Source organism: Streptococcus sp. HMSC070B10, assembly GCF_001808665.1.
Classification (GTDB): domain Bacteria; phylum Bacillota; class Bacilli; order Lactobacillales; family Streptococcaceae; genus Streptococcus.
Map to the genome: position 1 here is coordinate 427139 of NZ_KV794152.1, position 23516 is coordinate 450654.

At 39.4% G+C, this 23516-nt stretch carries 18 protein-coding genes; 16 read left to right on the forward strand and 2 right to left on the reverse strand.

Annotation, left to right across the window (positions count from 1 at the left end; translation table 11 throughout):
• Positions 1 to 79 precede the first annotated feature (79 nt).
• From mutY to HMPREF2613_RS03730, 4 genes are read left to right on the forward strand one after another with little or no spacing between them, the layout of a single operon-like run.
• A complete protein-coding gene (mutY, locus tag HMPREF2613_RS03715) occupies positions 80 to 1255 on the forward strand; it encodes an A/G-specific adenine glycosylase (RefSeq protein WP_070479054.1) in 1176 nt (391 codons plus the stop codon).
• A 55-nt stretch (positions 1256 to 1310) separates the two neighbouring features.
• Complete coding sequence (gene yycF, locus HMPREF2613_RS03720) at positions 1311 to 2018, forward strand: response regulator YycF (RefSeq protein WP_000722072.1); 708 nt, start codon at positions 1311 to 1313, stop codon at positions 2016 to 2018.
• Entirely contained in the window at positions 2011 to 3360 is a 1350-nt protein-coding gene (gene vicK, locus HMPREF2613_RS03725) for a cell wall metabolism sensor histidine kinase VicK (RefSeq protein ID WP_042751232.1), read from the forward strand. Before yycF ends, vicK begins: the two co-directional genes overlap by 8 nt.
• 1 nt (position 3361) lies before the next feature.
• A complete protein-coding gene (locus tag HMPREF2613_RS03730) occupies positions 3362 to 4171 on the forward strand; it encodes an MBL fold metallo-hydrolase (RefSeq protein ID WP_054384038.1) in 810 nt (269 codons plus the stop codon).
• A gap of 32 nt (positions 4172 to 4203) precedes the next feature.
• Here the strand turns inward: HMPREF2613_RS03730 and HMPREF2613_RS03735 are convergent, their stop codons facing one another.
• Both HMPREF2613_RS03735 and HMPREF2613_RS03740 read right to left on the reverse strand, forming a co-directional pair.
• The gene (locus tag HMPREF2613_RS03735) at positions 4204 to 4551 is read right to left on the reverse strand and encodes a thioredoxin (RefSeq protein ID WP_070479057.1); all 348 of its coding nucleotides are present in this window, start codon (positions 4549 to 4551) and stop codon (positions 4204 to 4206) included.
• Positions 4552 to 4661: 110 nt separating this feature from the next.
• The gene (locus tag HMPREF2613_RS03740) at positions 4662 to 6380 is read right to left on the reverse strand and encodes a phospho-sugar mutase (RefSeq protein WP_070479060.1); all 1719 of its coding nucleotides are present in this window, start codon (positions 6378 to 6380) and stop codon (positions 4662 to 4664) included.
• 329 nt (positions 6381 to 6709) lie between these two features.
• On the opposite strand from HMPREF2613_RS03740, the gene HMPREF2613_RS03745 reads away from it, so the two are divergent.
• The 12 genes from HMPREF2613_RS03745 to serB all read left to right on the forward strand — a co-directional run bounded on the left by HMPREF2613_RS03745 (position 6710) and on the right by serB (position 23514).
• Positions 6710 to 7864 carry a DUF4352 domain-containing protein gene (locus HMPREF2613_RS03745; protein WP_042751227.1) on the forward strand — a complete coding sequence of 385 codons (1155 nt, stop codon included), beginning with the start codon at positions 6710 to 6712 and terminating at the stop codon, positions 7862 to 7864.
• Between the two features lie 77 nt (positions 7865 to 7941).
• Positions 7942 to 9843, forward strand: a complete 1902-nt coding sequence (locus HMPREF2613_RS03750; RefSeq protein WP_070479062.1) for an ABC transporter ATP-binding protein — start codon at positions 7942 to 7944, stop codon at positions 9841 to 9843.
• A 2-nt stretch (positions 9844 to 9845) separates the two neighbouring features.
• Positions 9846 to 10709, forward strand: a complete 864-nt coding sequence (locus HMPREF2613_RS03755) for an XRE/MutR family transcriptional regulator (protein WP_070479064.1) — start codon at positions 9846 to 9848, stop codon at positions 10707 to 10709.
• 79 nt (positions 10710 to 10788) lie between these two features.
• A complete protein-coding gene (locus tag HMPREF2613_RS03760; RefSeq protein ID WP_070479066.1) occupies positions 10789 to 11967 on the forward strand; it encodes an MFS transporter in 1179 nt (392 codons plus the stop codon).
• 92 nt (positions 11968 to 12059) lie between these two features.
• Complete coding sequence (gene ligA / locus HMPREF2613_RS03765; protein ID WP_049487215.1) at positions 12060 to 14018, forward strand: NAD-dependent DNA ligase LigA; 1959 nt, start codon at positions 12060 to 12062, stop codon at positions 14016 to 14018.
• 119 nt (positions 14019 to 14137) lie between these two features.
• Positions 14138 to 16417 carry a type I pullulanase gene (pulA, locus tag HMPREF2613_RS03770; protein ID WP_070479069.1) on the forward strand — a complete coding sequence of 760 codons (2280 nt, stop codon included), beginning with the start codon at positions 14138 to 14140 and terminating at the stop codon, positions 16415 to 16417.
• A 68-nt stretch (positions 16418 to 16485) separates the two neighbouring features.
• Positions 16486 to 16773: a hypothetical protein gene (locus HMPREF2613_RS03775; protein ID WP_180364293.1), complete on the forward strand. Its 288-nt coding sequence runs from the start codon at positions 16486 to 16488 to the stop codon at positions 16771 to 16773.
• A 418-nt stretch (positions 16774 to 17191) separates the two neighbouring features.
• Positions 17192 to 19120 carry a 1,4-alpha-glucan branching protein GlgB gene (glgB, locus tag HMPREF2613_RS03780; RefSeq protein ID WP_070479073.1) on the forward strand — a complete coding sequence of 643 codons (1929 nt, stop codon included), beginning with the start codon at positions 17192 to 17194 and terminating at the stop codon, positions 19118 to 19120.
• Complete coding sequence (locus HMPREF2613_RS03785; protein WP_020902830.1) at positions 19110 to 20252, forward strand: glucose-1-phosphate adenylyltransferase; 1143 nt, start codon at positions 19110 to 19112, stop codon at positions 20250 to 20252. Before glgB ends, HMPREF2613_RS03785 begins: the two co-directional genes overlap by 11 nt.
• Positions 20242 to 21381, forward strand: coding sequence for a glucose-1-phosphate adenylyltransferase subunit GlgD (gene glgD / locus HMPREF2613_RS03790; RefSeq protein ID WP_070479076.1), 1140 nt, complete (start codon positions 20242 to 20244; stop codon positions 21379 to 21381). The genes HMPREF2613_RS03785 and glgD overlap by 11 nt, the downstream gene beginning before the upstream one ends.
• On the forward strand, positions 21378 to 22811 hold the full coding sequence (gene glgA / locus HMPREF2613_RS03795; protein ID WP_070479078.1) for a glycogen synthase GlgA: 1434 nt from the start codon (positions 21378 to 21380) through the stop codon (positions 22809 to 22811). The genes glgD and glgA overlap by 4 nt, the downstream gene beginning before the upstream one ends.
• Before the next feature lie 58 nt (positions 22812 to 22869).
• Positions 22870 to 23514, forward strand: a complete 645-nt coding sequence (gene serB / locus HMPREF2613_RS03800) for a phosphoserine phosphatase SerB (RefSeq protein ID WP_070479081.1) — start codon at positions 22870 to 22872, stop codon at positions 23512 to 23514.
• Positions 23515 to 23516: the final 2 nt, after the last annotated feature.

Sequence of the window (23516 nt, forward strand, 5' to 3'; positions counted from 1 at the left end):
ACGTGGTTTGAATTTGATTTTCGAAGAGTATTAATACTAGGAAAAGGACAGTTAGAATCTTCTGTGTTATACTAGAGATATGTTAGATTTGAAAGAATACGGTATCGTCATGTGGCCGGATGAGAAGATTGTTTCTTTCCGTGAGAAACTTCTTTCCTGGTATGATGAAAACAAAAGAGATTTACCGTGGCGTAGAAGTAAAAATCCTTATCATATCTGGGTCTCTGAAATCATGCTCCAGCAGACCAGGGTGGATACAGTTATCCCTTACTACGAAAGATTCTTGGACTGGTTTCCAACAGTAGAATGTTTGGCGAATGCGCCTGAAGAAGGTTTGTTGAAGGCTTGGGAAGGTTTGGGCTATTATTCTCGAGTTCGTAATATGCAGGCTGCAGCCCAGCAGATTGTGACAGACTTTGATGGTCAATTTCCAAACACTTATGAAGGAATTTCCAGCTTGAAAGGAATTGGTCCCTACACTGCAGGCGCCATTTCTAGTATTGCTTTTAACTTGCCTGAGCCAGCTGTAGATGGTAATGTCATGCGAGTTTTGGCGCGTCTATTTGAAGTCAACCACGATATTGGGATTCCAAGTAATCGCAAAATTTTTCAGGCAATGATGGAAATCTTGATTGACCCAGAACGTCCGGGTGACTTTAATCAAGCTTTGATGGACTTAGGATCTGATATTGAGGCGCCTGTAAATCCCAGACCAGAAGAAAGCCCAGTTAAGGACTTTAGTGCGGCATATCAGAATGGCACCATGGATCGTTATCCAATCAAGGCTCCCAAGAAAAAGCCTGTTCCAATTTATCTTAAAGCCTTGGTGGTCAAAAATACTCAGGGACAATTTTTACTTGAAAAAAATGAAAGTGAAAAGCTCTTGGCAGGTTTTTGGCATTTCCCACTGGTAGAAGTAGATAACTTTTCACAAGAAGAGCAGTTTGACCTCTTTCACCAGGTTGCAGAAGAAAATGTGAACTTTGGTCCTAGTCCAGAAGAGAGTTTTCAGCAGGACTATGAGTTAGAAGTTGATTGGCTTGATGTTTATTTTGACACTGTCAAGCATGTCTTTAGTCATCGCAAGTGGCATGTTCAAATTGTAGCAGGCCAGGTGACTGACTTTCATAACTTTTCAGATAGGGAAGTTCGCTGGCTTTCACCAGAAGAGTTTAAGAATTACCCACTTGCCAAACCCCAACAAAAAATCTGGCAGGCTTATGCACAAGCCAACTTAGACAATAGCAAAGACTAGCTATTGTGTCTTCTTGTTATTTTTTTGATATAATAGTAGAGAAAAAGGTGAACAAATGAAAAAAATATTAATTGTAGATGATGAAAAACCAATCTCGGATATTATCAAGTTTAATATGACCAAGGAAGGTTACGAGGTTGTAACTGCTTTTAATGGTCGTGAAGCACTAGAACAATTTGAAGCAGAGCAACCGGATATTATTATTCTGGATTTGATGCTTCCAGAAATTGATGGTTTAGAAGTTGCTAAGACCATTCGCAAGACAAGTAGTGTGCCTATTATCATGCTTTCTGCTAAAGACAGTGAATTTGATAAGGTTATCGGTTTAGAGCTTGGAGCGGATGACTATGTAACCAAACCCTTCTCAAATCGTGAGTTGCAGGCGCGTGTTAAAGCTCTTCTTCGTCGTACGGACTTGGTTTCTGTAGATAATCAAGAGTCAGATGAAAAGAAAACCCAACCCTTGCAAATTGGGGACTTGGAGATTGTACCAGATGCTTATGTAGCTAAAAAATACGGTGAAGAACTAGACTTAACCCACCGTGAATTTGAGCTTTTGTATCACTTGGCTTCTCATATTGGTCAAGTGATTACCCGTGAACACTTGCTTGAAACGGTCTGGGGTTATGATTATTTCGGAGATGTTCGGACTGTTGACGTAACTATCAGACGTTTGCGTGAGAAGATTGAAGATACACCAAGTCGTCCAGAGTATATCCTAACACGTCGCGGTGTTGGTTATTATATGAGAAATAATGATTGAATTTATTAGAAAAAATATTCTTACTAGTGATTTTATCTTCATTTTAATTTTATTGGGTTTTATCTTGATTGTTACCTTGCTTTTGCTAGAAAATCGGCGAGATAATATTCGGTTGAAGCAAATTAATCAAAAGGTGAAAGACCTGATTGCAGGAGACTATTCTCAGGTATTGGATATGCAGGGAAGCTCTGAAATCACTAATATTACCAATAATCTCAATGATTTATCAGAAGTAATCCGTTTGACTCAAGAAAATCTGGAACAAGAGAGTAAACGATTACATAGTATCCTCTCTTATATGACGGACGGAGTCCTTGCGACCAATCGTCGTGGCAAGATTACCATGATTAATGACATGGCTAAGAAACAGTTAGGTGTTCAGAAAGAAGATGTTCTAAACAAAAGTATTCTAGAATTGCTTGAGATTGAAGATGAGTATGAACTTCGTGATTTGATTACCCAAGTTCCTGAGCTTATGATTGATTCTCAGGATGCCAATGGTGAATATCTGAGCCTTCGTGTACGTTTTGCCTTGGTTCGTCGAGAGTCTGGCTTTATCTCAGGTTTGGTTGCAGTTTTGCATGATACGACGGAGCAGGAGAAGGAAGAACGGGAACGGAGACTCTTTGTTTCCAACGTTAGTCATGAGTTGAGGACACCTCTGACCAGCGTAAAATCCTATCTTGAAGCCTTGGATGAGGGAGCCTTGTCAGAACCTGTCGCACCAGACTTTATCAAGGTATCTCTTGATGAAACTAACCGTATGATGCGAATGGTGACAGATCTTCTCCATCTTTCACGTATTGATAATGCAACCAGTCATCTAGATGTCGAACTGATTAACTTTACTGCCTTTATTACCTTTATCCTTAACCGTTTTGATAAGATGAGGGGATCAGATGAAGAGAAGAAATACGAATTGGTTAGAGATTATCCGATTACGTCTGTCTGGATTGAAATTGATACAGACAAAATGACGCAGGTGATTGATAATATTCTTAACAATGCCATTAAGTATTCACCAGATGGTGGGAAAATCACAGTGACCATGAAGACAACTGATGATCAGATGATTTTATCTATCTCAGACCAAGGTTTGGGTATTCCTAAGCAGGATTTACCACGAATCTTTGACCGTTTTTATCGTGTGGATCGTGCCAGAAGTCGTGCCCAAGGTGGTACAGGCCTAGGACTGTCTATTGCTAAAGAAATTATCAAACAACATAAGGGCTTTATTTGGGCCAAAAGTGAATACGGTAAGGGATCAACCTTCACTATTGTGCTCCCTTATGATAAGGATGCAGTGAAAGAAGAAGTATGGGAGGACGAAGTAGAAGACTAGAATGAGTGAAATAGGCTTTAAATACAGTATTTTAGCGTCGGGTTCCAGTGGAAATTCCTTTTATCTGGAAACCCCAAAAAAGAAACTTTTAGTGGATGCAGGCTTATCTGGTAAGAAAATCACCAGCCTACTTGCTGAAATAAATCGTAAACCAGAAGATTTGGATGCTATCTTGATTACGCATGAGCATTCAGACCATATCCATGGAGTGGGAGTTTTGGCTCGCAAGTATGGTATGGATTTGTATGCCAATGAAAAGACCTGGCAGGCTATGGAAAATAGTAAGTATCTTGGCAAGGTGGATTCTTCGCAAAAGCATATCTTTGAGATGGGTAAAACCAAAACCTTTGGAGATATAGACATCGAGAGTTTTGGTGTTAGCCATGATGCAGTCGCACCGCAGTTCTATCGCTTTATGAAGGATGATAAGAGTTTTGTCCTTTTGACAGATACAGGCTATGTTAGTGACCGTATGGCAGGGATTGTCGAAAATGCAGATGGTTATCTTATCGAGTCCAATCATGATGTAGAGATTTTGCGAGCTGGCTCTTACGCTTGGCGACTCAAACAACGAATCCTATCGGATCTGGGTCACCTTTCTAACGAGGACGGTGCTGAAGCTATGATTCGGACCCTAGGAAATCGCACTAAGAAAATCTACCTTGGGCATTTATCTAAGGAAAACAATATCAAGGAGCTGGCTCACATGACCATGGTCAACCAGCTAGCCCAAGCTGATTTAGGTGTAGGAGTAGACTTTAAGGTTTATGATACCTCACCAGATACCGCAACACCATTGACAGATATATAAAAAGAAGGCGAGTGCCTTCTTTTTAATATATTTTACAATCCTGCAAATTCTTTGATTTCTTGTGCTGACATTGAAGAGTCGCAACGGACATTGATTTGTCCATCTGAAATGTGAACAAAACCTGGTACAGTTGGGATACCATAGCGTGAGCGGAATGCTTGTAACTCATTGAGTTGGCTTGGTTCTTCACTATTGATGAAGTAGATGTGAGCTTTAGTTTCAGCTACGACACCTGCCAAGGTACCAGCAAATTTACGGCAGTAAGGGCAAGTTTTGCGACCGATAAAGAAGGTTGCAGTTTCTTTTTTATCAAGAGCTTCTTGCGCACGCGCAACTGTAGTGACTTCAAGGTCTTTGATGTTATCTAAAAATTGTTCCATGAGATTACCTCGCTTTCATTGATATGTCTAGTATGCCATAAAGTTTCTAAAATTGCTTAGATTTGATACGAAAAAAGATGAAATTGGTTGGTCTCATCTTTTATAGGGCTTTATTTTACAAAAGCATTGATTTCTGCTTCGATATTAGCAATCTTAGCTTGTGATTCTTCGTTAGTTTCACCTACAACTGCAATGTAGAACTTGATTTTTGGTTCTGTACCTGAAGGGCGAACAGCAATCCATGATCCATCAGCAAGTGTGTATTTCAACACATCACTTGGAGGAGTTGTCAAGTTTGTAACAGTACCGTCAGCAGCAGTAGCAGTTTGAGCTTTAAAGTCTTCTACGACAGTGATAGCTGTTGCGTTCCATTCTTTTGGAGCATTATTGCGGAATTTAGCCATAATCGCTTTGATTTGTTCTGCACCATCGACGCCAGAAAGGGTAACAGAGATAGTCTTTTCTGCGTAGTAGCCATATTCTTTATAGATTTCTTCGATACCGTCAGCAAGGGTCAAACCACGTGAACGGTAGTAGGCAGCAAGTTCAGCAACGACTAGAACGGCTTGGATAGCATCTTTATCACGTACGAATGGTTTAATCAAGTAACCGAAGCTTTCTTCAAATCCCATCATGTATGTGTGATTGTGTTTTTCTTCGAACTCTTGGATTTTTTCAGCGATAAATTTGAAACCTGTCAAAACATTGAACATAGTTGCGCCGTAGCTTTCAGCAATCTTCGTTACCAAGTCAGTTGATACGATAGATTTGCAAAGGGCTGCATTTTCAGGAAGAGTTCCAGCATTTTTATGGGCTTCCAAGATGTATTTAGCCATGATAGCACCGATTTGGTTACCTGATAGGTTAAGGTAGCTACCATCTTTTTGAAGAACTTCAACACCAACACGGTCAGCGTCAGGGTCAGTTGCCACAAGAACATCTGCACCAACTTGACGACCAAGTTCTTCAGCAAGAGCAAAGGCTGCTTGGCTTTCTGGGTTTGGAGATTTTACAGTTGAGAAGTCTGGGTCGGCAGTTGCTTGCGCTTCAACGACTTGAACAGAATCAAATCCTGCTTGGGCAAGGGCACGACGAGCCAACATTTCACCAGTACCATGTAGTGGTGTGTAGACAATCTTCATGTCTTTACCAAATTCTTCAATCAAGGCAGGGTTGATGTTAACGTCCTTGACTTCTTTAAGGTATTCTACATCGACAGCTTCGCCGATAACTTCAATCAAGCCAGAAGCTTTTTCAGCTTCTACATCAGCAACTTCAACTGCAAATGGATTTTCGATTGCACGGATATAAGTAGTCAAAGCGTCCGCGTCGTGTGGAGGCATTTGTCCACCGTCTTCACCGTAAACCTTGTAACCGTTAAATGGAGCAGGATTATGGCTAGCTGTGACCATGATACCTGCGAAACAGTTGAGATGACGAACTGCAAATGATAGTTCTGGAGTTGGACGAAGGCTTTCAAATACGTAAGATTTGATACCGTGTTTAGCAAGAACTGCCGCAGATTCAAAGGCAAACTCAGGTGAGAAGTGACGACTATCGTAGGCGATTGCTACACCACGTTCTTTTTCGTTTCCACCTTTAGACTCAATCAAACGAGCCAATCCTTCAGTAGCTTGACGAACAACGTAGATGTTGATGCGATTTGTACCAGCACCAATCAAGCCACGCATACCTGCAGTACCAAATTCAAGGTTTGTATAGAAGGCATCTTCCTTCGTTTTTTCATCCATATTTTCCAAATCTTGACGAAGGTAGTCAGGAAGCTCCGCAAAATCAACCCATTTCTGGCAATTTTCTTGGTAAGACATTGAAATTCTCCTTTTTGTAAATTGTTTTAACCGTTCACATTATAGCACTTTTTAGCGTTTTAGTAAAACGTTAGCATGAGAGTCACTACTTTAATAAATCATTTTCCTCACGATATCTATCAGATTTAGTTTTCTGGTTTTCTATTGTATAAGCATAGGAAATAGATTTTAAAAAACATTTAGTGATTAGTTAGGCATTTATAATTTGTTCAACCAATTTTAGAAAGAATTCTATAATTTTTAGATTTTTTTAAACATTCGGTTTTCTGTTTTGAATATTATTATACCTATGGTATAATATCAGTAATAATAAAAGGAGACATTCTATTATGAAAAAAATTCTTAAGCATTCTGCTTTATTGTTATCAGCTTTAGCACTTGTTGCTTGTGGAACTTCGAAAAAAGCCAGCGACAACGGTACTGCATCAAATTCTAACTTTGAAATATCTGTTAAAGATGGAATGTTTGTATTGCCTAAGGATGAAAATTCATCTTCAAACTATCTTGCACTTCAAGTAGAAATCAAAAACAATCGTGACAAACAGTTCAGTTTCACTAGCCGCGATATCACTCTTTACAATGAAAAAGATGAAAAAGTAGAACCAATTCAAATGTATGATAGTGACAGTAAAACTAAATTCATGGATTATGGGGATAGTATTTCTAAAGGAAAAAGTGTAGCTGGCTATGTTGTCTATGAAGTTGATAAAAATGCTAAATATGAGCTTCATTTTGCACCTAGCTTCTATGAAGATATCAAAGAAAAATCTAATAAGAATAATGACGTAGCTATCAAAGTTGATCCAAGTAAGTACGAAGATCATATTGATGAAGCTAAAGAAGTAATGAAAAAGTATGTTGATGCGGTCTACCTTGATGGGGAAAGCTCAGGTGGTGGGAAAAAACTAAGCACTACTGACAATAAGGCTAAAGTTGTTCCCCTTGCAGATGATAAAAAATCATCTGATGGTGGAGCTGAATTCACTAATGATGTTAAGGCTGATAGGGAAGAATTCATTAAGAAATTTACAGAATCATTCGGAAAAAGTTTTTATAACTACAAACCTTCAGATTCAGAACTCCGCACCTTTGCTGAAGGATATATCAAAGCTAATGCTAAACGAGCAAAGGTAGAATACAAAGTAAAAACTTATTTGCCTGACTATGCAGTTATCTATGTAAGACCAGAAACAATTGACTTGGATAACTTAAATGTTTATGAACTAAGCCGTAAATTCTACGAAGAAAATAAAGGAAAATATGGTAACTATTCAGAAGCTATGAAAGCTGGTGAGAAGTATATTCTAGAAAATGCTCCAAGCCAATTTGAGTCTACTCCTCTAGATACTAGTGATAGTATGAGAAAAGAGGGGTATGAAATTAAAATGAGTAAAAAAGATGGGAAATGGACCATTGACACTTCTTCTAAGAACTATGATTTAAACGATATGGCTCGCACATTCCGTGGAGGGGTTGGTTATTAATATTAAAAGTTCGAGTTTTAAACTTGAACTTTTTTATTGCATTTGTATAAAATAGAAAAAGATAGTAAAATAGGTTTATGATTATTTTACAAGCTAATAAAATTGAACGTTCTTTTGCAGGAGAGGTTCTTTTTGATAATATCAACCTGCAGGTTGATGAACGAGACAGGATTGCCCTTGTTGGGAAAAATGGAGCAGGTAAGTCTACTCTTTTGAAGATTTTGGTTGGAGAAGAGGAGCCAACTAGTGGAGAAATCAATAAGAAAAAAGATATTTCTCTGTCTTACCTAGCCCAAGATAGCCGTTTTGAGTCTGAAAATACCATCTACGATGAGATGCTTCATGTCTTTGATGACTTACGTCGGACAGAGCAACAACTTCGTCAGATGGAGTTGGAGATGGGTGAAAAGTCTGGTGAGGATTTGGATAAACTGATGTCAGATTATGACCGCTTATCTGAGAATTTTCGTCAAGCAGGTGGCTTTACCTATGAAGCTGATATTCGAGCGATTTTAAATGGATTCAAGTTTGACGAGTCTATGTGGCAGATGAAAATAGCTGAACTTTCAGGTGGTCAAAATACTCGTCTGGCTCTGGCCAAAATGCTTCTTGAAAAGCCAAATCTCTTGGTATTGGACGAGCCAACCAACCACTTGGATATTGAAACCATCGCCTGGCTAGAAAATTACTTGGTAAACTATAGCGGTGCCCTCATTATTGTCAGCCACGACCGTTATTTCTTGGACAAGGTTGCGACAATTACGCTAGATTTGACCAAGCATTCCTTGGATCGCTATGTGGGCAATTACACTCGTTTTGTCGAGTTGAAGGAGCAAAAGCTAGCTACTGAAGCAAAAAACTATGAAAAGCAACAAAAAGAAATTGCCGCTTTGGAAGACTTTGTCAACCGCAATCTAGTCCGAGCTTCAACGACCAAACGTGCCCAATCCCGTCGTAAACAACTAGAAAAAATGGACCGCTTAGACAAGCCAGAAGCTGGCAAGAAATCAGCCAACATGACCTTCCAGTCTGAAAAAACGTCGGGCAATGTTGTTTTGACTGTTGAAAATGCAGCTATTGGCTATGACGGGGAAGTCCTGTCACAACCGATTAACCTAGACCTTCGTAAGATGAATGCTGTCGCCATCGTTGGTCCCAATGGTATTGGCAAGTCAACCTTTATCAAATCAATCGTGGACCAGATTCCTTTTATCAAGGGTGAAAAGCGCTTTGGTGCCAATGTTGAGGTCGGTTACTATGACCAAACCCAAAGCAAGTTGACACCAAGTAATACTGTACTGGATGAACTCTGGAATGATTTTAAGCTGACGCCAGAAGTTGAAATTCGTAATCGTCTTGGTTCCTTCCTTTTCTCAGGAGATGATGTTAAAAAATCAGTCGGCATGTTGTCTGGGGGCGAGAAAGCTCGTTTGCTTTTGGCTAAATTGTCTATGGAAAACAACAACTTTTTGATTTTGGATGAGCCGACCAACCACTTGGATATTGATAGCAAGGAAGTGTTGGAAAATGCCCTGATTGACTTTGATGGAACTCTTCTATTTGTCAGCCATGACCGTTACTTTATCAATCGTGTGGCAACTCATGTTTTGGAATTGTCTGAGAATGGATCAATCCTCTACCTTGGAGACTACGACTACTATGTTGAGAAGAAAGCAGAAGTAGAAATGACTCAGGCTGAGGAAGCTTCAACTATCAACCAAGCAAAAGAAGCAAGTCCAGTCAATGACTACCAAGCCCAGAAAGAAAGTCAAAAAGAGGTTCGCAAACTCATGCGACAAATTGAAAATCTAGAAGCTGAAATCGAAGAGTTAGAAAATCAAAGCCAAGCCATTTCTGAACAAATGTTGGAAACAAACGATGCCGGCAAACTGATGGAATTGCAGGCTGAGTTGGACAAAATCAGCAACCGTCAGGAAGAAGCCATGCTTGAGTGGGAAGAATTATCAGAGCAGGTGTAAAGATGGAACATCTTGGAAAAGTATTTCGTGAATTTCGAACAAGTAGAAATTATTCTTTAAAGGAGGCGGCAGGGGAGTCCTGTTCAACCTCCCAGTTATCTCGATTTGAGCTTGGGGAGTCTGATATAGCAGTTTCACGTTTCTTTGAGATTTTGGATAACATTCATGTCACAATCGAAAATTTCATGGATAAGGCTAGGGATTTCCATTATCATGAACATGTTGCCATGATGGGACAAATTGTGCCCCTTTACTATTCAAATGATATTGCAGGTTTTCAAAAGCTTCAAAGAGAACAACTTGAAAAGGCTAAGAGTTCGACGAATCCCCTTTATTTTGAGCTGAACTGGATTTTGCTACAAGGTCTGATTTGTCAAAGAGATTCGAGTTATCATATGGAGCAGGATGATTTAGATAAGGTAGCAGATTATCTCTTTAAGACAGAAGAATGGACAATGTATGAGTTGATTCTTTTCGGGAACCTCTATAGTTTCTACGATGTGGACTATGTCACTCGGATTGGTAGAGAAGTTATGGAGAGGGAGGGATTTTATCAAGAAATTGGTCGCCATAGAAAACTGGTCTTGATTTTAGCCCTTAATTGTTACCAGCATTGTTTAGAGCATCTTTCTTTCGAAAATGCAAGCTATTTTGAGACTTATACAGAGAAGATTATTGGTAAAGGGATCAAACTGTATGAGCGTAATATTTTCCATTATCTAAAAGGCTTTTCCTTGTACCAAAAAGGACAGTGTAAAGAAGGCTGTAAGCAGATGCAAGAGGCCTTGCGTATTTTTGACCTACTAGGTCTTCCAGAGCAAGTAGCCTACTATCAAGAACACTACGAAAAATTTGTCAAAGATTAATTTTCCCAAATAAGGGAAAAAATAAAAAGCTCCTTTCAGTTTTGATACAATAGTTTCAAAATTTGAGAGGAGTTTTTATATGAATCGCTATGCAGTACAGTTGATTAGCCGTGGAGCTGTTAACAAGATAGGGAATATGCTCTATGATTATGGAAATAGTGTTTGGTTGGCTTCCATGGGAACTATCGGACAGACAGTTTTAGGAATGTATCAGATCTCTGAACTCGTCACATCTATTCTCGTAAATCCCTTTGGTGGAGTCATTTCAGACCGTTTTTCTCGTCGTAAGATTTTAATGGCGGCAGACCTTGTTTGTGGAATTCTTTGTCTGGCTATTTCTTTCATAAGGAATGATAGCTGGATGATTGGGGCTTTGATTTTTGCCAACATTGTTCAGGCTATTGCTTTTGCCTTTTCTAGACCTGCAAATAAGGCCATTATCACAGAATTGGTAGAGAAGGATGAACTGGTCCTCTACAATTCTCGTTTGGAGTTGGTCTTGCAGGTTGTCAGTGTGAGTTCCCCTGTACTCTCTTTTCTGGTTTTACAATTCGCAAGTCTCCATCTGACGCTCTTACTAGATGCTTTGACTTTTTTTATAGCATTTGTTCTAGTGGCCTTACTTCCAAAAGAAGAACCAATGGTTCAAGATAAGAAACCTTTTACTGGGAAAGATATTTTTGCGGATATCAAAGATGGCTTGCACTATATCTGGCATCAAAAAGAGATTTTCTTTCTTCTGTTAGTGGCTTCCAGCGTTAATTTCTTTTTTGCGGCTTTTGAGTTTTTGCTTCCTTTTTCAAATAAACTATATGGAGTAGAAGGAGCTTATGCGACTATCTTAACCATGGGTGCGATTGGCTCAATTATAGGAGCACTGATAGCAAATAAATTTAAATCAAGTATGAATACACTTTTGTTCTTATTGATTTTAACAGGAGTAGGAGTTTTCATGATGGGTTTGCCACTGCCCAATATTTTAGCCTTTTCTGGAAACCTGATTTGTGAATTGTTTATGACGATTTTTAATATTCACTTTTTTACTCGAGTACAAACCAAGGTTGAGAGCGAATTTCTTGGGAGAGTACTGAGTACAATTTTTACCTTAGCTATTCTATTTATGCCTATTGCAAAAGGATTTATGACAGTCTTGCCAAGTGTACATCTCTCTTCTTTCCTGATAATTGGAAGTGGTGTTATCATCTTGTCTTGTATATCGTTTATTTATGTTCGAACTCATTTTGAAAAATTGATATAAGGCTGCTTGAGTTTTAAAAATAATTCCAATCTAAGTGTTTTTTCTGCCCTTCTCCATTGTGAGGAGGGCTTAGTTTATGGTAAAATAGTTTTATGAATAAAAGAATGAATGAGTTAGTCGCCTTGCTCAATCGCTATGCGGCTGAGTATTATACCAGCGATAATCCGTCGGTTTCAGACAGTGAGTATGATCGACTTTACCGAGAGTTGGTTGAGTTAGAAACTGCCTATCCAGATCAAGTGTTAGCAGATAGTCCTACCCATCGTGTTGGTGGCAAGATTTTAGATGGTTTTGAAAAATACAGTCATCAGTATCCTCTTTATAGTTTGCAGGATGCTTTTTCACGTGAGGAGCTTGAAGCTTTTGACGCGCGTGTTCGTAAGGAAGTGGCTCATCCAACCTATATTTGTGAGCTGAAAATCGATGGCTTGTCTATCTCGCTGACGTATGAAAAGGGGATTTTGGTTGCTGGGGCAACACGTGGAGATGGTTCTATTGGTGAAAATATAACAGAAAATCTCAAACGTGTTAAGGACATTCCTTTGACCTTGCCAGAAGAACTAGATATCACGGTTCGTGGGGAATGTTATATGCCACGCGCTTCTTTTGACCAGGTTAACCAAGCTCGCCAAGAAAATGGAGAGCCTGAATTTGCTAATCCTCGTAATGCAGCGGCAGGAACACTGCGTCAGCTGGATACAGCAGTAGTTGCCAAGCGTAATCTTGCCACTTTCCTCTATCAAGAAGCCAGCCCTTCAACTCGTGATAGTCAAGAAAAGGTTTTGAAGCACCTAGAACAACTAGGTTTTGTGGTCAATCCTAAGCGAATCTTGGCTGAAAACATAGATGAAATCTGGGATTTTATTCAAGAAGTAGGACAGGAACGGGAAAATCTGCCTTATGATATTGATGGAGTTGTAATCAAGATCAATGACCTAGCAAGCCAAGAAGAACTCGGCTTTACTGTTAAGGCTCCAAAGTGGGCAGTGGCTTACAAGTTCCCAGCTGAAGAAAAAGAAGCACAACTCTTATCAGTTGATTGGACAGTTGGCCGTACGGGTGTTGTGACTCCAACTGCAAATCTGACTCCTGTTCAGCTTGCTGGGACAACTGTTAGCCGTGCGACTCTACACAATGTGGATTATATTGCTGAAAAAGATATCCGCAAAGACGATACGGTTATCGTCTATAAGGCTGGAGATATCATCCCTGCTGTTTTACGTGTGGTAGAGTCAAAACGGGTTTCTGAAGAAAAACTGGATATCCCTACAAACTGTCCAAGTTGTGACTCTGATTTGTTGCACTTTGAAGAGGAAGTGGCCCTTCGTTGTATCAATCCGCGTTGCCCTGCTCAAATCATGGAAGGTTTGATTCACTTTGCTTCTCGTGATGCTATGAATATTACAGGCCTTGGTCCATCTATTGTTGAGAAGCTCTTTGCTGCTAATTTAGTCAAGGATGTGGCGGATATTTATCGTTTGAAAGAAGAAGATTTCCTCCTTTTAGAGGGGGTTAAGGAAAAGTCTGCTTCTAAACTGTATCAAGCTATCCAAGCATCAAAGGAAAATTCTGCCGAGAAGCTCTTATTTGGTTTGGGAATTCGCCATGTCGGAAGCAAGGCCAGTCAGCTCTTACTTCAACATTTTCATTCAATCGAAAATCTGGCGCAGGCAGATCCAGAGGAAGTGGCTAGTATTGAAAGTCTGGGTGGTGTGATTGCCAAGAGTCTTCAGACATATTTTGCGACAGAAGGCTCTGAAATTCTCCTCAGAGAATTGAGAGAAGCTGGGGTCAATCTGGACTATAAAGGTCAGACAGTAGTTGCGGATGCAGCCTTGTCAGGTTTGACAGTGGTATTGACTGGAAAATTAGAACGTCTCAAACGCTCAGAAGCTAAAAGTAAACTCGAAAGCTTGGGAGCTAAAGTAACAGGTAGTGTTTCTAAAAAGACCGACCTCGTCGTTGCAGGTGTAGATGCTGGAAGTAAACTGCAAAAAGCAAAAGAACTTGGTATCGAAGTTCGAGATGAAGAATGGCTAGAAAGCTTGTAATAATCGTTTAAAATCAGAGTTTAGATAATATGACTATGTTTTTTAATCGGTACTAAATCGGTCAAGAATTTATTAGTGAAAATAGAAACAAATTTAGAAGTAAAAAGGAAAAATAAAAAATGTTTAATTACCCTATGCGCATTCATTACCATCGCAAGAATGGAGAATACGACACTTGTTCTTTTGTAAAAAGTCAGGATCAACGAATTGATTTGCTGACCTATAAAGAAGATTATTTTGGTGCCTTATTTAGTTTTGAACACCCAAGTTCTCATGCCTTAGAAAGCCTAAATTTTGTAGTTCACACAGGACAAACCAGTAAAGAATATGCTATCCGTTTTAATCACTATCCTCTTTTAACAGAGGTTTGGATTTTGGAAGGGGATGATAGAATTTATTATTCTGAAAATCCTGCTATTGCCAGTCCTTTCTATAAGAATCAAAATCCTTTTGCCTTTGACAAGGCCATTAATAGTGCTAGTTTTGACCACCATTGGGGTTACCAAGGTGAATTGGGGTGCCGTGTAGAGGATAATCAAGCTCATTTTGCTCTCTGGGCTCCAACAGCGACAGAAGTGCAGGTAGTTGTTTATGAATCTGCCGCTAACAATGCTCCTGTTTGGAAGACTTTTGAGATGGAAAGAGGCAATAGCTACTCTTATAACCATAAAGACAATACAATCGGTGTCTGGAGTTTGGATGTTGAGGAAGATTTGACTGGTAAGGCTTATCAGTATCAAGTCCAATTCCCTCATCATCAAAGTCTTACTCGCGACCCATACACTATCGCAACCAGTCCTGATGGCAAACGATCAGCTATCCTGAACCATGAAGAAAAGCAAGTTGAAAGCTTCGAGGTTAAACACGGTGCTGATGCTACTTGGCGTTTGACAAATCCATGTAAGGCAGTTATTTGTGAAATGCACATTCGTGATTTGACCAAATCACCGACCTCAGGTGTAGATGAACATCTTCGAGGAACTTTCTTAGGTGCTGCTCAGACTGGAACAGTTAACCAGTATGGTCAGTCAACTGCTTTTGATTACATCAAGAAGCTGGGCTACAATTATGTTCAATTGCAACCAATTGCAGACCGTCACAAAGAATATGATGCGGATGGGAATGTAACCTACAACTGGGGTTATGACCCACAAAACTATAATGCACCAGAAACGAGCCTTTCAACCAATCCAGATGATCCAGCTCAGGTTATTCGTGATTTGAAGACCATGGTTCAAGCTTACCACGATGCGGGTATTGGTGTTATTATGGATGTGGTCTATAACCATACCTTCTCAGTTGTTGATGCACCTTTCCAAACAACTGTCCCTGATTACTATTATCGTATGAATCCAGACGGTACCTTCCAGAATGGAACGGGTGTTGGAAATGAAACAGCCAGCGAACATGAAATGTTCCGCAAGTACATGATTGATTCCCTCCTATACTGGGTGCAGGAATACAATATTGATGGCTTCCGTTTTGATTTGATGGGGATTCATGATGTCAAGACCATGCAGATGATTCGTCAGAGCTTGGATGAAATCGACCCTAACATTATCCTCTATGGAGAAGGTTGGGATATGGGAACAGGTCTTGCACCTTATGATAAGGCCAAGAAAGACAATGCCTACCAGATGCCAAATATTGGTTTCTTTAATGACAATCAGCGTGATGCTGTCAAAGGTGGAGAAGTTTATGGTGCTATCAAGTCAGGTTTTGTTAGTGGTGCTGCGACAGAGCCAATTCTAGCCAAAGCAATTCTAGGCAGTCGTGAATTAGGTACTTATACACATCCAAACCAAGTGCTTAACTATGTAGAGGCCCATGACAATTACAATCTTCACGATTTGTTGGCAACCCTTCATCCAGATCAAAATTCCGAGCAAATCATGCGCAAGGTCGAAACTGCCACAGCCATGAATCTACTCATGCAGGGGATGGCCTTTATGGAAATCGGTCAAGAATTTGGTCGTACTAAACTGGTTGCGACTGGTGAAAATGGTGAGCTGACCCATGATGATAGAGAGCGTGCTATGAATAGCTATAATGCTCCTGACAGTGTGAACCAAGTGAACTGGGATTTGATTAATGAGCGTCAAGATAGTATTGAGTTTATCCGTCAGATGATTCGATTGAAGACAGAAAGCAGTGCCTTTTCTTACCCAACTTATGATGAGATTTACCATCATGTTTTTGTTCATTCAGCCAACGAACATAGTGGTTGGATTGTCTATGAGATTCAAGGGGAAGAACATTTACTGGTTGTATTTAATGCTAAAGGGCAAGACTTCCAGTTTGAAAATGCTGGAAATCTAGAACTATTGGTGACCAATAGCCATTTAAGTGATAAAGACATGGTTGGTGGCGTCAGTGCCAGCGTTTTTAAAGTTTTGTAGAATAGATTTACAATTTTATTTTTTGTATGATTATATCAGAATATTTTTAAAAAATTAAAGGCTTTTCTATGGGTAGTGATGTTTTTTTTGATTATTTTTTGAAGTCACTTAGGTTTCATCTTGGTGATAGGTGTAAGGATATTGGATTTATAGAGTTTGTTAAAGATGAAAATAATAGTTTTATTATTATAAAGGATTATATTTTAGAATCATTAGTGGTGTTGTCAAATATTTTGAGTAAGGAGAGGATTCTGTTTTCTTGTGGGATTATTAATAGTAAGGGGGGAGTTACTGGAGTAGAAGTATGTATGAATGTATTAGAGTTAGAAAGATTAAATAATTTGTATAAGATATAGTTTTGAAGAATATTAAAAAACATAATGGCAACTGTCTATGTAGGATGTGTGCAGTTTATAGTATCAGTGTTTCCTAACGAAGTAAAGTATAGTGCGTTATACTTTACTTGGAAGTGGTGCCGAAAATATGCTAAACTACTAAAAAAACAATAAAATCAGGAGATTCGTTTCCTGATTTATTTTTTTACTTAAAATTATATTTTTGTTAGCTAAATGACGAACTTTATGATAGTATTATAAAAAAACAATTCGTTTTCAAAGCGTTTCTGAAAATTTCTTGATTTACAAGTGAACACATCAGTGAATTTGTTGAAGACTTTCAAAAGATTTTTTTGCAAATTCCGTAATTTACTTGAATCTTCCCTAAAAAGGTAGTATAATAAATCTATAGAAAACGCTTACAGAAATAGGAGGGTGTATGGATAAGAAAAAAGCTTTAAAAACCTTTATGACAGGTGAAAATTTTCACCTCCAGCACTATCTGGGAGCTCATAGGGAAGAAAAAAATGGAGAGTATGGCTATACTTTTCGTGTGTGGGCGCCTAATGCTCAGGTTGTTCACTTGGTAGGGGATTTCACTAATTGGGTTGAAAATCAAATTCTGATGGAACGGAATGAATTTGGAGTCTGGAAAGTCTTTACCAGTCTTGCTCAAGAAGGCCAAATTTATAAGTACCATATCACACGTGCAAATGGTCATCAGCTGATGAAGATTGACCCTTTGGCTGTACGGTATGAGGCACGACCTGGGACTGGTGCTATTTTAACAGATATTCCAGAAAAGAAATGGAAGGATGGTCTCTGGCTAGCCCGTAGAAAACGCTTGAGCTTTGAAGAGCGTCCTGTCAATATTTACGAGGCTCATGCTGGCTCTTGGAAGAGAAATCCTGATGGCAGCCCCTATAGTTTTGCTCAATTGAAAGATGAACTTATTCCTTACTTGGTTGAGATGAACTATACTCACATTGAGTTTATGCCTTTGATGTCTCACCCACTCGGTTTGAGTTGGGGTTATCAGCTTATGGGTTACTTCGCTTTAGAGCATGCCTATGGTCGTCCTGAAGAGTTTCAAGATTTTGTTGAGGAATGTCACTTAAACAATATAGGCGTTATTGTAGACTGGGTACCTGGTCACTTTACTATCAATGATGATGCCTTGGCCTATTATGATGGAACACCGACTTTTGAATACCAAGACCATAATAAGGCTCATAACTATGGTTGGGGAGCACTCAATTTTGACCTTGGAAAGAATGAAGTCCAGTCTTTCTTGATTTCTAGTATTATGTTTTGGATTGACTTTTACCATCTAGATGGTATTCGTGTGGATGCAGTGAGCAACATGCTCTATCTTGACTACGACGATGCTCCATGGACGCCTAATAAAGATGGGGGCAATCTCAACTACGAGGGATATTATTTCTTAAAACGCTTGAATGATGTCATTAAACAAGCTCATCCAGATGTTATGATGATAGCTGAGGAAAGTTCATCAGCTACTCAGATTACTGACACCAAGGATTCAGATGGCCTTGGCTTCGACTACAAATGGAATATGGGTTGGATGAATGATATCCTCCGATTCTACGAAGAAGATCCGATTTATCGTAAATATGACTTTAACCTGGTGACTTTTAGCTTTATGTATGTCTTCAAGGAGAATTATCTCCTACCATTCTCGCACGATGAAGTGGTTCATGGCAAGAAGAGTATGATGCACAAGATGTGGGGAGATCGTTATAATCAATTCGCAGGCTTGCGTAATCTCTACACTTACCAAATTTGTCACCCTGGTAAGAAATTACTCTTCATGGGTAGTGAATATGGGCAATTCCTAGAATGGAAATCTGAAGAACAGTTGGAATGGTCTAATCTAGAAGATCCAATGAATGCTAAGATGAAGTATTTCACTTCTCAGCTAAACCAGTTTTATAAAGACCACCGCTGTCTGTGGGAAATTGATACCAGCTATGATGGTATTGAAATCATCGATGCGGATAATCGAGACCAGAGTGTTCTTTCCTTCATCCGTAAGGGTAAGAAGGATGATATGTTAGTCTGTATCTTTAATATGGCACCTGTTGAACGAAAAGATTTTACAATCGGACTTCCTGTTGCAGGGATTTACGAAGAAGTCTGGAATACTGAGTTAGAAGAGTGGGGAGGCGTTTGGAAAGAACACAATCAAACTGTGCAAACACAAGAAGGACTTTGGAAAGATTATGAGCAGACCTTGACCTTTACCCTACCGGCTATGGGAGCAAGTGTTTGGAAAATCAAACGTCGCTTGAAACCTACTAAAACCGTCACAAGTAAAAACCAAAAAGGAGTAGAAAATGAAGAATGAAATGTTAGCTTTGATTCTTGCTGGTGGGCAAGGAACTCGTCTCGGTAAACTCACTCAAAGCATTGCAAAACCAGCTGTGCAATTTGGTGGGCGCTACCGTATCATTGACTTTGCTCTTTCAAACTGTGCCAACTCAGGCATCAACAATGTTGGAGTCATTACACAGTACCAACCGCTTGCTCTCAACAATCATATCGGGAATGGTTCAAGCTGGGGACTAGATGGTATCAATTCTGGTGTCTCTATTCTTCAACCTTATTCTGCAAGTGAAGGAAATCGTTGGTTTGAGGGGACTAGCCACGCTATTTACCAAAATATCGACTATATCGACAGTGTCAACCCTGAGTATGTTTTGATTCTATCTGGGGACCACATCTATAAAATGGACTATGATGATATGCTCCAGTCACACAAGGATAATAATGCTAGTTTAACAGTCGCAGTTCTTGATGTTCCTCTTAAGGAAGCTAGCCGTTTTGGTATCATGAATACAGATGCAAACAATCGTATTGTTGAATTTGAAGAAAAACCAGCTCAACCTAAATCCACCAAAGCTTCTATGGGAATCTATATCTTTGATTGGCAACGTCTGCGCAATATGCTTGTTGCTGCTGAAAAGAGCAATGTCGATATGTCTGACTTTGGTAAAAATGTCATTCCAAATTACCTTGAGTCAGGTGAAAGTGTCTATGCTTATGAATTTAATGGTTACTGGAAAGATGTTGGTACGATTGAATCGCTTTGGGAAGCTAACATGGAATATATTTCACCAGAAAATGCCTTGGATAGCCGTAACCGTCAATGGAAGATTTACTCAAGAAACTTAATTTCACCACCAAACTTCCTTGGGGCAAATGCTCACGTGGAAGATTCCTTGGTTGTTGATGGCTGTTTCGTAGATGGAACTGTTAAACATTCTATCCTCTCAACAGGTGCGCAAGTTCGCGAAGGGGCAGAAGTAGTAGATTCAGTTATCATGAGTGGTGCAATTGTTGGTCAGGGAGCTAAAATCAAACGTGCCATTATTGGTGAAGGTGCAGTTATTTCTGATGGTGTCGAAATTGATGGAACAGAAGAAGTACAAGTTGTAGGATATGATGAAGTAGTGGGGGTAGCAACAGATGAAGATTGATAAATATTCTGCCATTTTAGGAAACACAGTTGGTTTTCATGATATGTCAACACTGACAGACCACCGTCCAGTAGCTAGTTTGCCATTTGGTGGTAAATATCGTTTGATCGACTTCCCGCTTTCAAGTCTTGCTAATGCTGGTGTCCGTAGTATTTTTGGTATTTTCCAACAAGACAATATCAGTTCAGTCTTTGACCATATCCGTTCTGGTCGTGAGTGGGGATTGTCAACTCTTCTTAGCCACTACTATCTAGGTATTTACAATACCCGTGTGGAAAGTAGTACAGTTGGAAAAGAATACTACCAACAGCTTCTTACTTATTTGAAACGTTCTGGCTCAAACCAAACAGTTTCCCTCAACTGTGATGTTCTGATTAATATTGATCTGAACCAAGTATTCCACCTACACAGTGCAAATAAGGGGCCTATCACTGTAGTTTATAAAAAACTACCTAAAAAAGATATTTCAGAAGTAAATGCAATCTTGGAAGTGGATGAAACAGACCATGTTCGTTCTCACAAACTCTTTGATAGTAAATCAACAGATGAAGTTTACAATATGTCTACAGATATCTTTGTCGTCGATACACCGTGGTTGATTGAACGCTTAGAAGAAGAAGCTAAGAAAGAACATCCAGAGAAATTGCGTTATGTTTTACGGGATTTGGCTGCAAAAGAAGGGGCTTTTGCCTATGAGTACACAGGTTATCTAGCAAATATTCATTCTGTAGAGTCTTATTACCAAGCTAATAAAGATATGCTTGAATCCCAAAAATTCTACTCTCTCTTTACTCCAAACCAAAAGATTTATACAAAGGTCAAAAACGAAGAACCGACCTACTATGCTAATACATCTAAGGTAAGTACATCTCAGTTTGCTTCAGGTAGTATTGTTGAAGGTCAAGTGGCTAATTCTGTTCTATCACGTAATATTCATGTGCATAAGGATAGCTTGGTTAAAGATAGCATCTTATTCCCTCGTGTTGTTATTGGAGAAGGTGCTCAGGTAGAATATGCTATCTTGGACAAGGGTGTTGAAGTTGCGGATGGAGTTGTGATCCGTGGAACTGCAGAACATCCAGTCGTCGTTAAGAAAGGTGCTAAAGTAACAGAGGATATTCATTCATGAAAATTTTATTTGTAGCAGCTGAGGGTGCACCCTTTTCAAAAACAGGTGGTTTGGGAGACGTCATTGGCGCTCTTCCTAAATCACTGGTAAAAGCGGGACATGAAGTTGCAGTAATTTTACCCTACTATGACATGGTAGAGGCTAAATTTGGAAATCAGATTGAAGATGTTCTTCATTTTGAGGTGAGTGTTGGTTGGCGCAGACAGTACTGTGGAATTAAGAAAACAGTCTTAAACGGTGTGACTTTCTACTTTATTGACAATCAATATTATTTCTTCCGTGGTCATGTTTACGGTGATTTTGATGACGGAGAACGCTTTGCTTTCTTCCAACTGGCTGCCATTGAGGCTATGGAAAGAATTGACTTTATTCCTGACCTTCTCCATGTTCATGACTACCATACAGCTATGATTCCTTTCTTGTTAAAGGAAAAATACCGTTGGATTCAAGCCTATCAAGGAATAAAAACTGTTTTAACAATTCATAATTTGGAATTCCAAGGACAATTTTCAGAAGGAATGTTGGGTGATTTGTTTGGAGTTGGCTTTGAACGATACGCTGATGGAACCCTTCGATGGAACAACTGTCTGAACTGGATGAAGGCAGGTATTCTTTATGCAGACCGTGTGTCAACTGTTTCACCTAGTTATGCTCATGAAATTATGACCAGTCAATTCGGATGTAACTTGGATCAAATTCTTCGAATGGAGTCTGGTAAGGTATCTGGGATCGTGAATGGGATTGATGCTGACCTTTATAATCCTCAGACGGATGCCCTATTAGACTATCATTTTAATCAGGAAGATTTGTCTGGTAAAGCCCAGAATAAGGCAAAATTGCAAGAGAGAGTAGGCTTGCCAGTTAGAGCTGATGTTCCACTGGTGGGAATTGTTTCTCGTTTGACACGTCAAAAAGGTTTTGATGTAGTGGTGGAAAGTCTGCACCATATCTTGCAAAATGATGTTCAGATTGTTCTTTTGGGAACTGGAGACCCAGCATTTGAAGGAGCTTTCTCATGGTTTGCTCAGATTTACCCAGACAAGCTATCAGCAAATATCACTTTTGATGTCAAACTTGCTCAAGAAATCTACGCTGCTTGCGACCTCTTCCTCATGCCGAGTCGTTTTGAACCGTGTGGCTTGTCTCAAATGATGGCTATGCGTTACGGAACCTTGCCATTGGTCCATGAAGTTGGAGGCTTGCGAGATACAGTTCGCGCTTTCAATCCAATCGAAGGAAGCGGTACTGGCTTTAGCTTTGACAATCTATCTCCTTATTGGTTAAATTGGACTTTCCAAACAGCTTTGGACTTGTATAGAAACCATCCTGATGTTTGGAGAAATCTACAAAAACAAGCTATGGAGTGTGATTTCTCATGGGATACAGCCTGCAGGTCATACCTTGACTTGTACCATAGTTTAGTTAATTAATAGATAAAATCGTATGATGACTTCATACGATTTTTGGGCTGTTTAGAGAGGAGAACTGATGTCTCAAGTAAAAGGCTTGTGTGTTATGGATGTTGATGGAACCTTAATCCTAGAAGAAGTGATTGATCTTTTGGGAAGAGAGGCAGGTCGTGAGGAGGAAATTTCGCTGATTACAAGTCGGGCAATGCGAGGAGAGTTAGACTTTGAAAGCAGTTTAAGAAAAAGAGTGTCCTTGCTGGAAGGTCTTCCTGTTTCAGTCTTTGAGAAAGTTTTTAACTCTATTCATTTAACGTCAAACGCCCAGGAATTCATTTCCATTCTCCAAAAGAATGGCATCCTAGTAGGTCTGGTGTCCGGTGGATTTAGTCCAATAGTTGAGAGATTAGCTAAATCCCTTGGCATTACCTATTTCTCTGCCAACCAACTTGAAGTTAAAGACGGTCTTCTAACAGGAAAATTAGTTGGAGCAATTATAAGCCCTGAACTCAAACAAGCAACTCTGGAAGAATGGAGAAAGGAACTCAAACTTCCTAGAGAAAGAACAGTTGCAATCGGTGATGGGGCAAATGATCTATTAATGTTGAAATCAGCAGGACTGGGAATTACTTTTTGTGCCAAAGAAGTGCTGAAAAAAGAAATACCACATCATGTTGACAAGAGGGATTTTTTAGAAGTTCTTCCTTTGATTGACTTTTTAGAATGAGG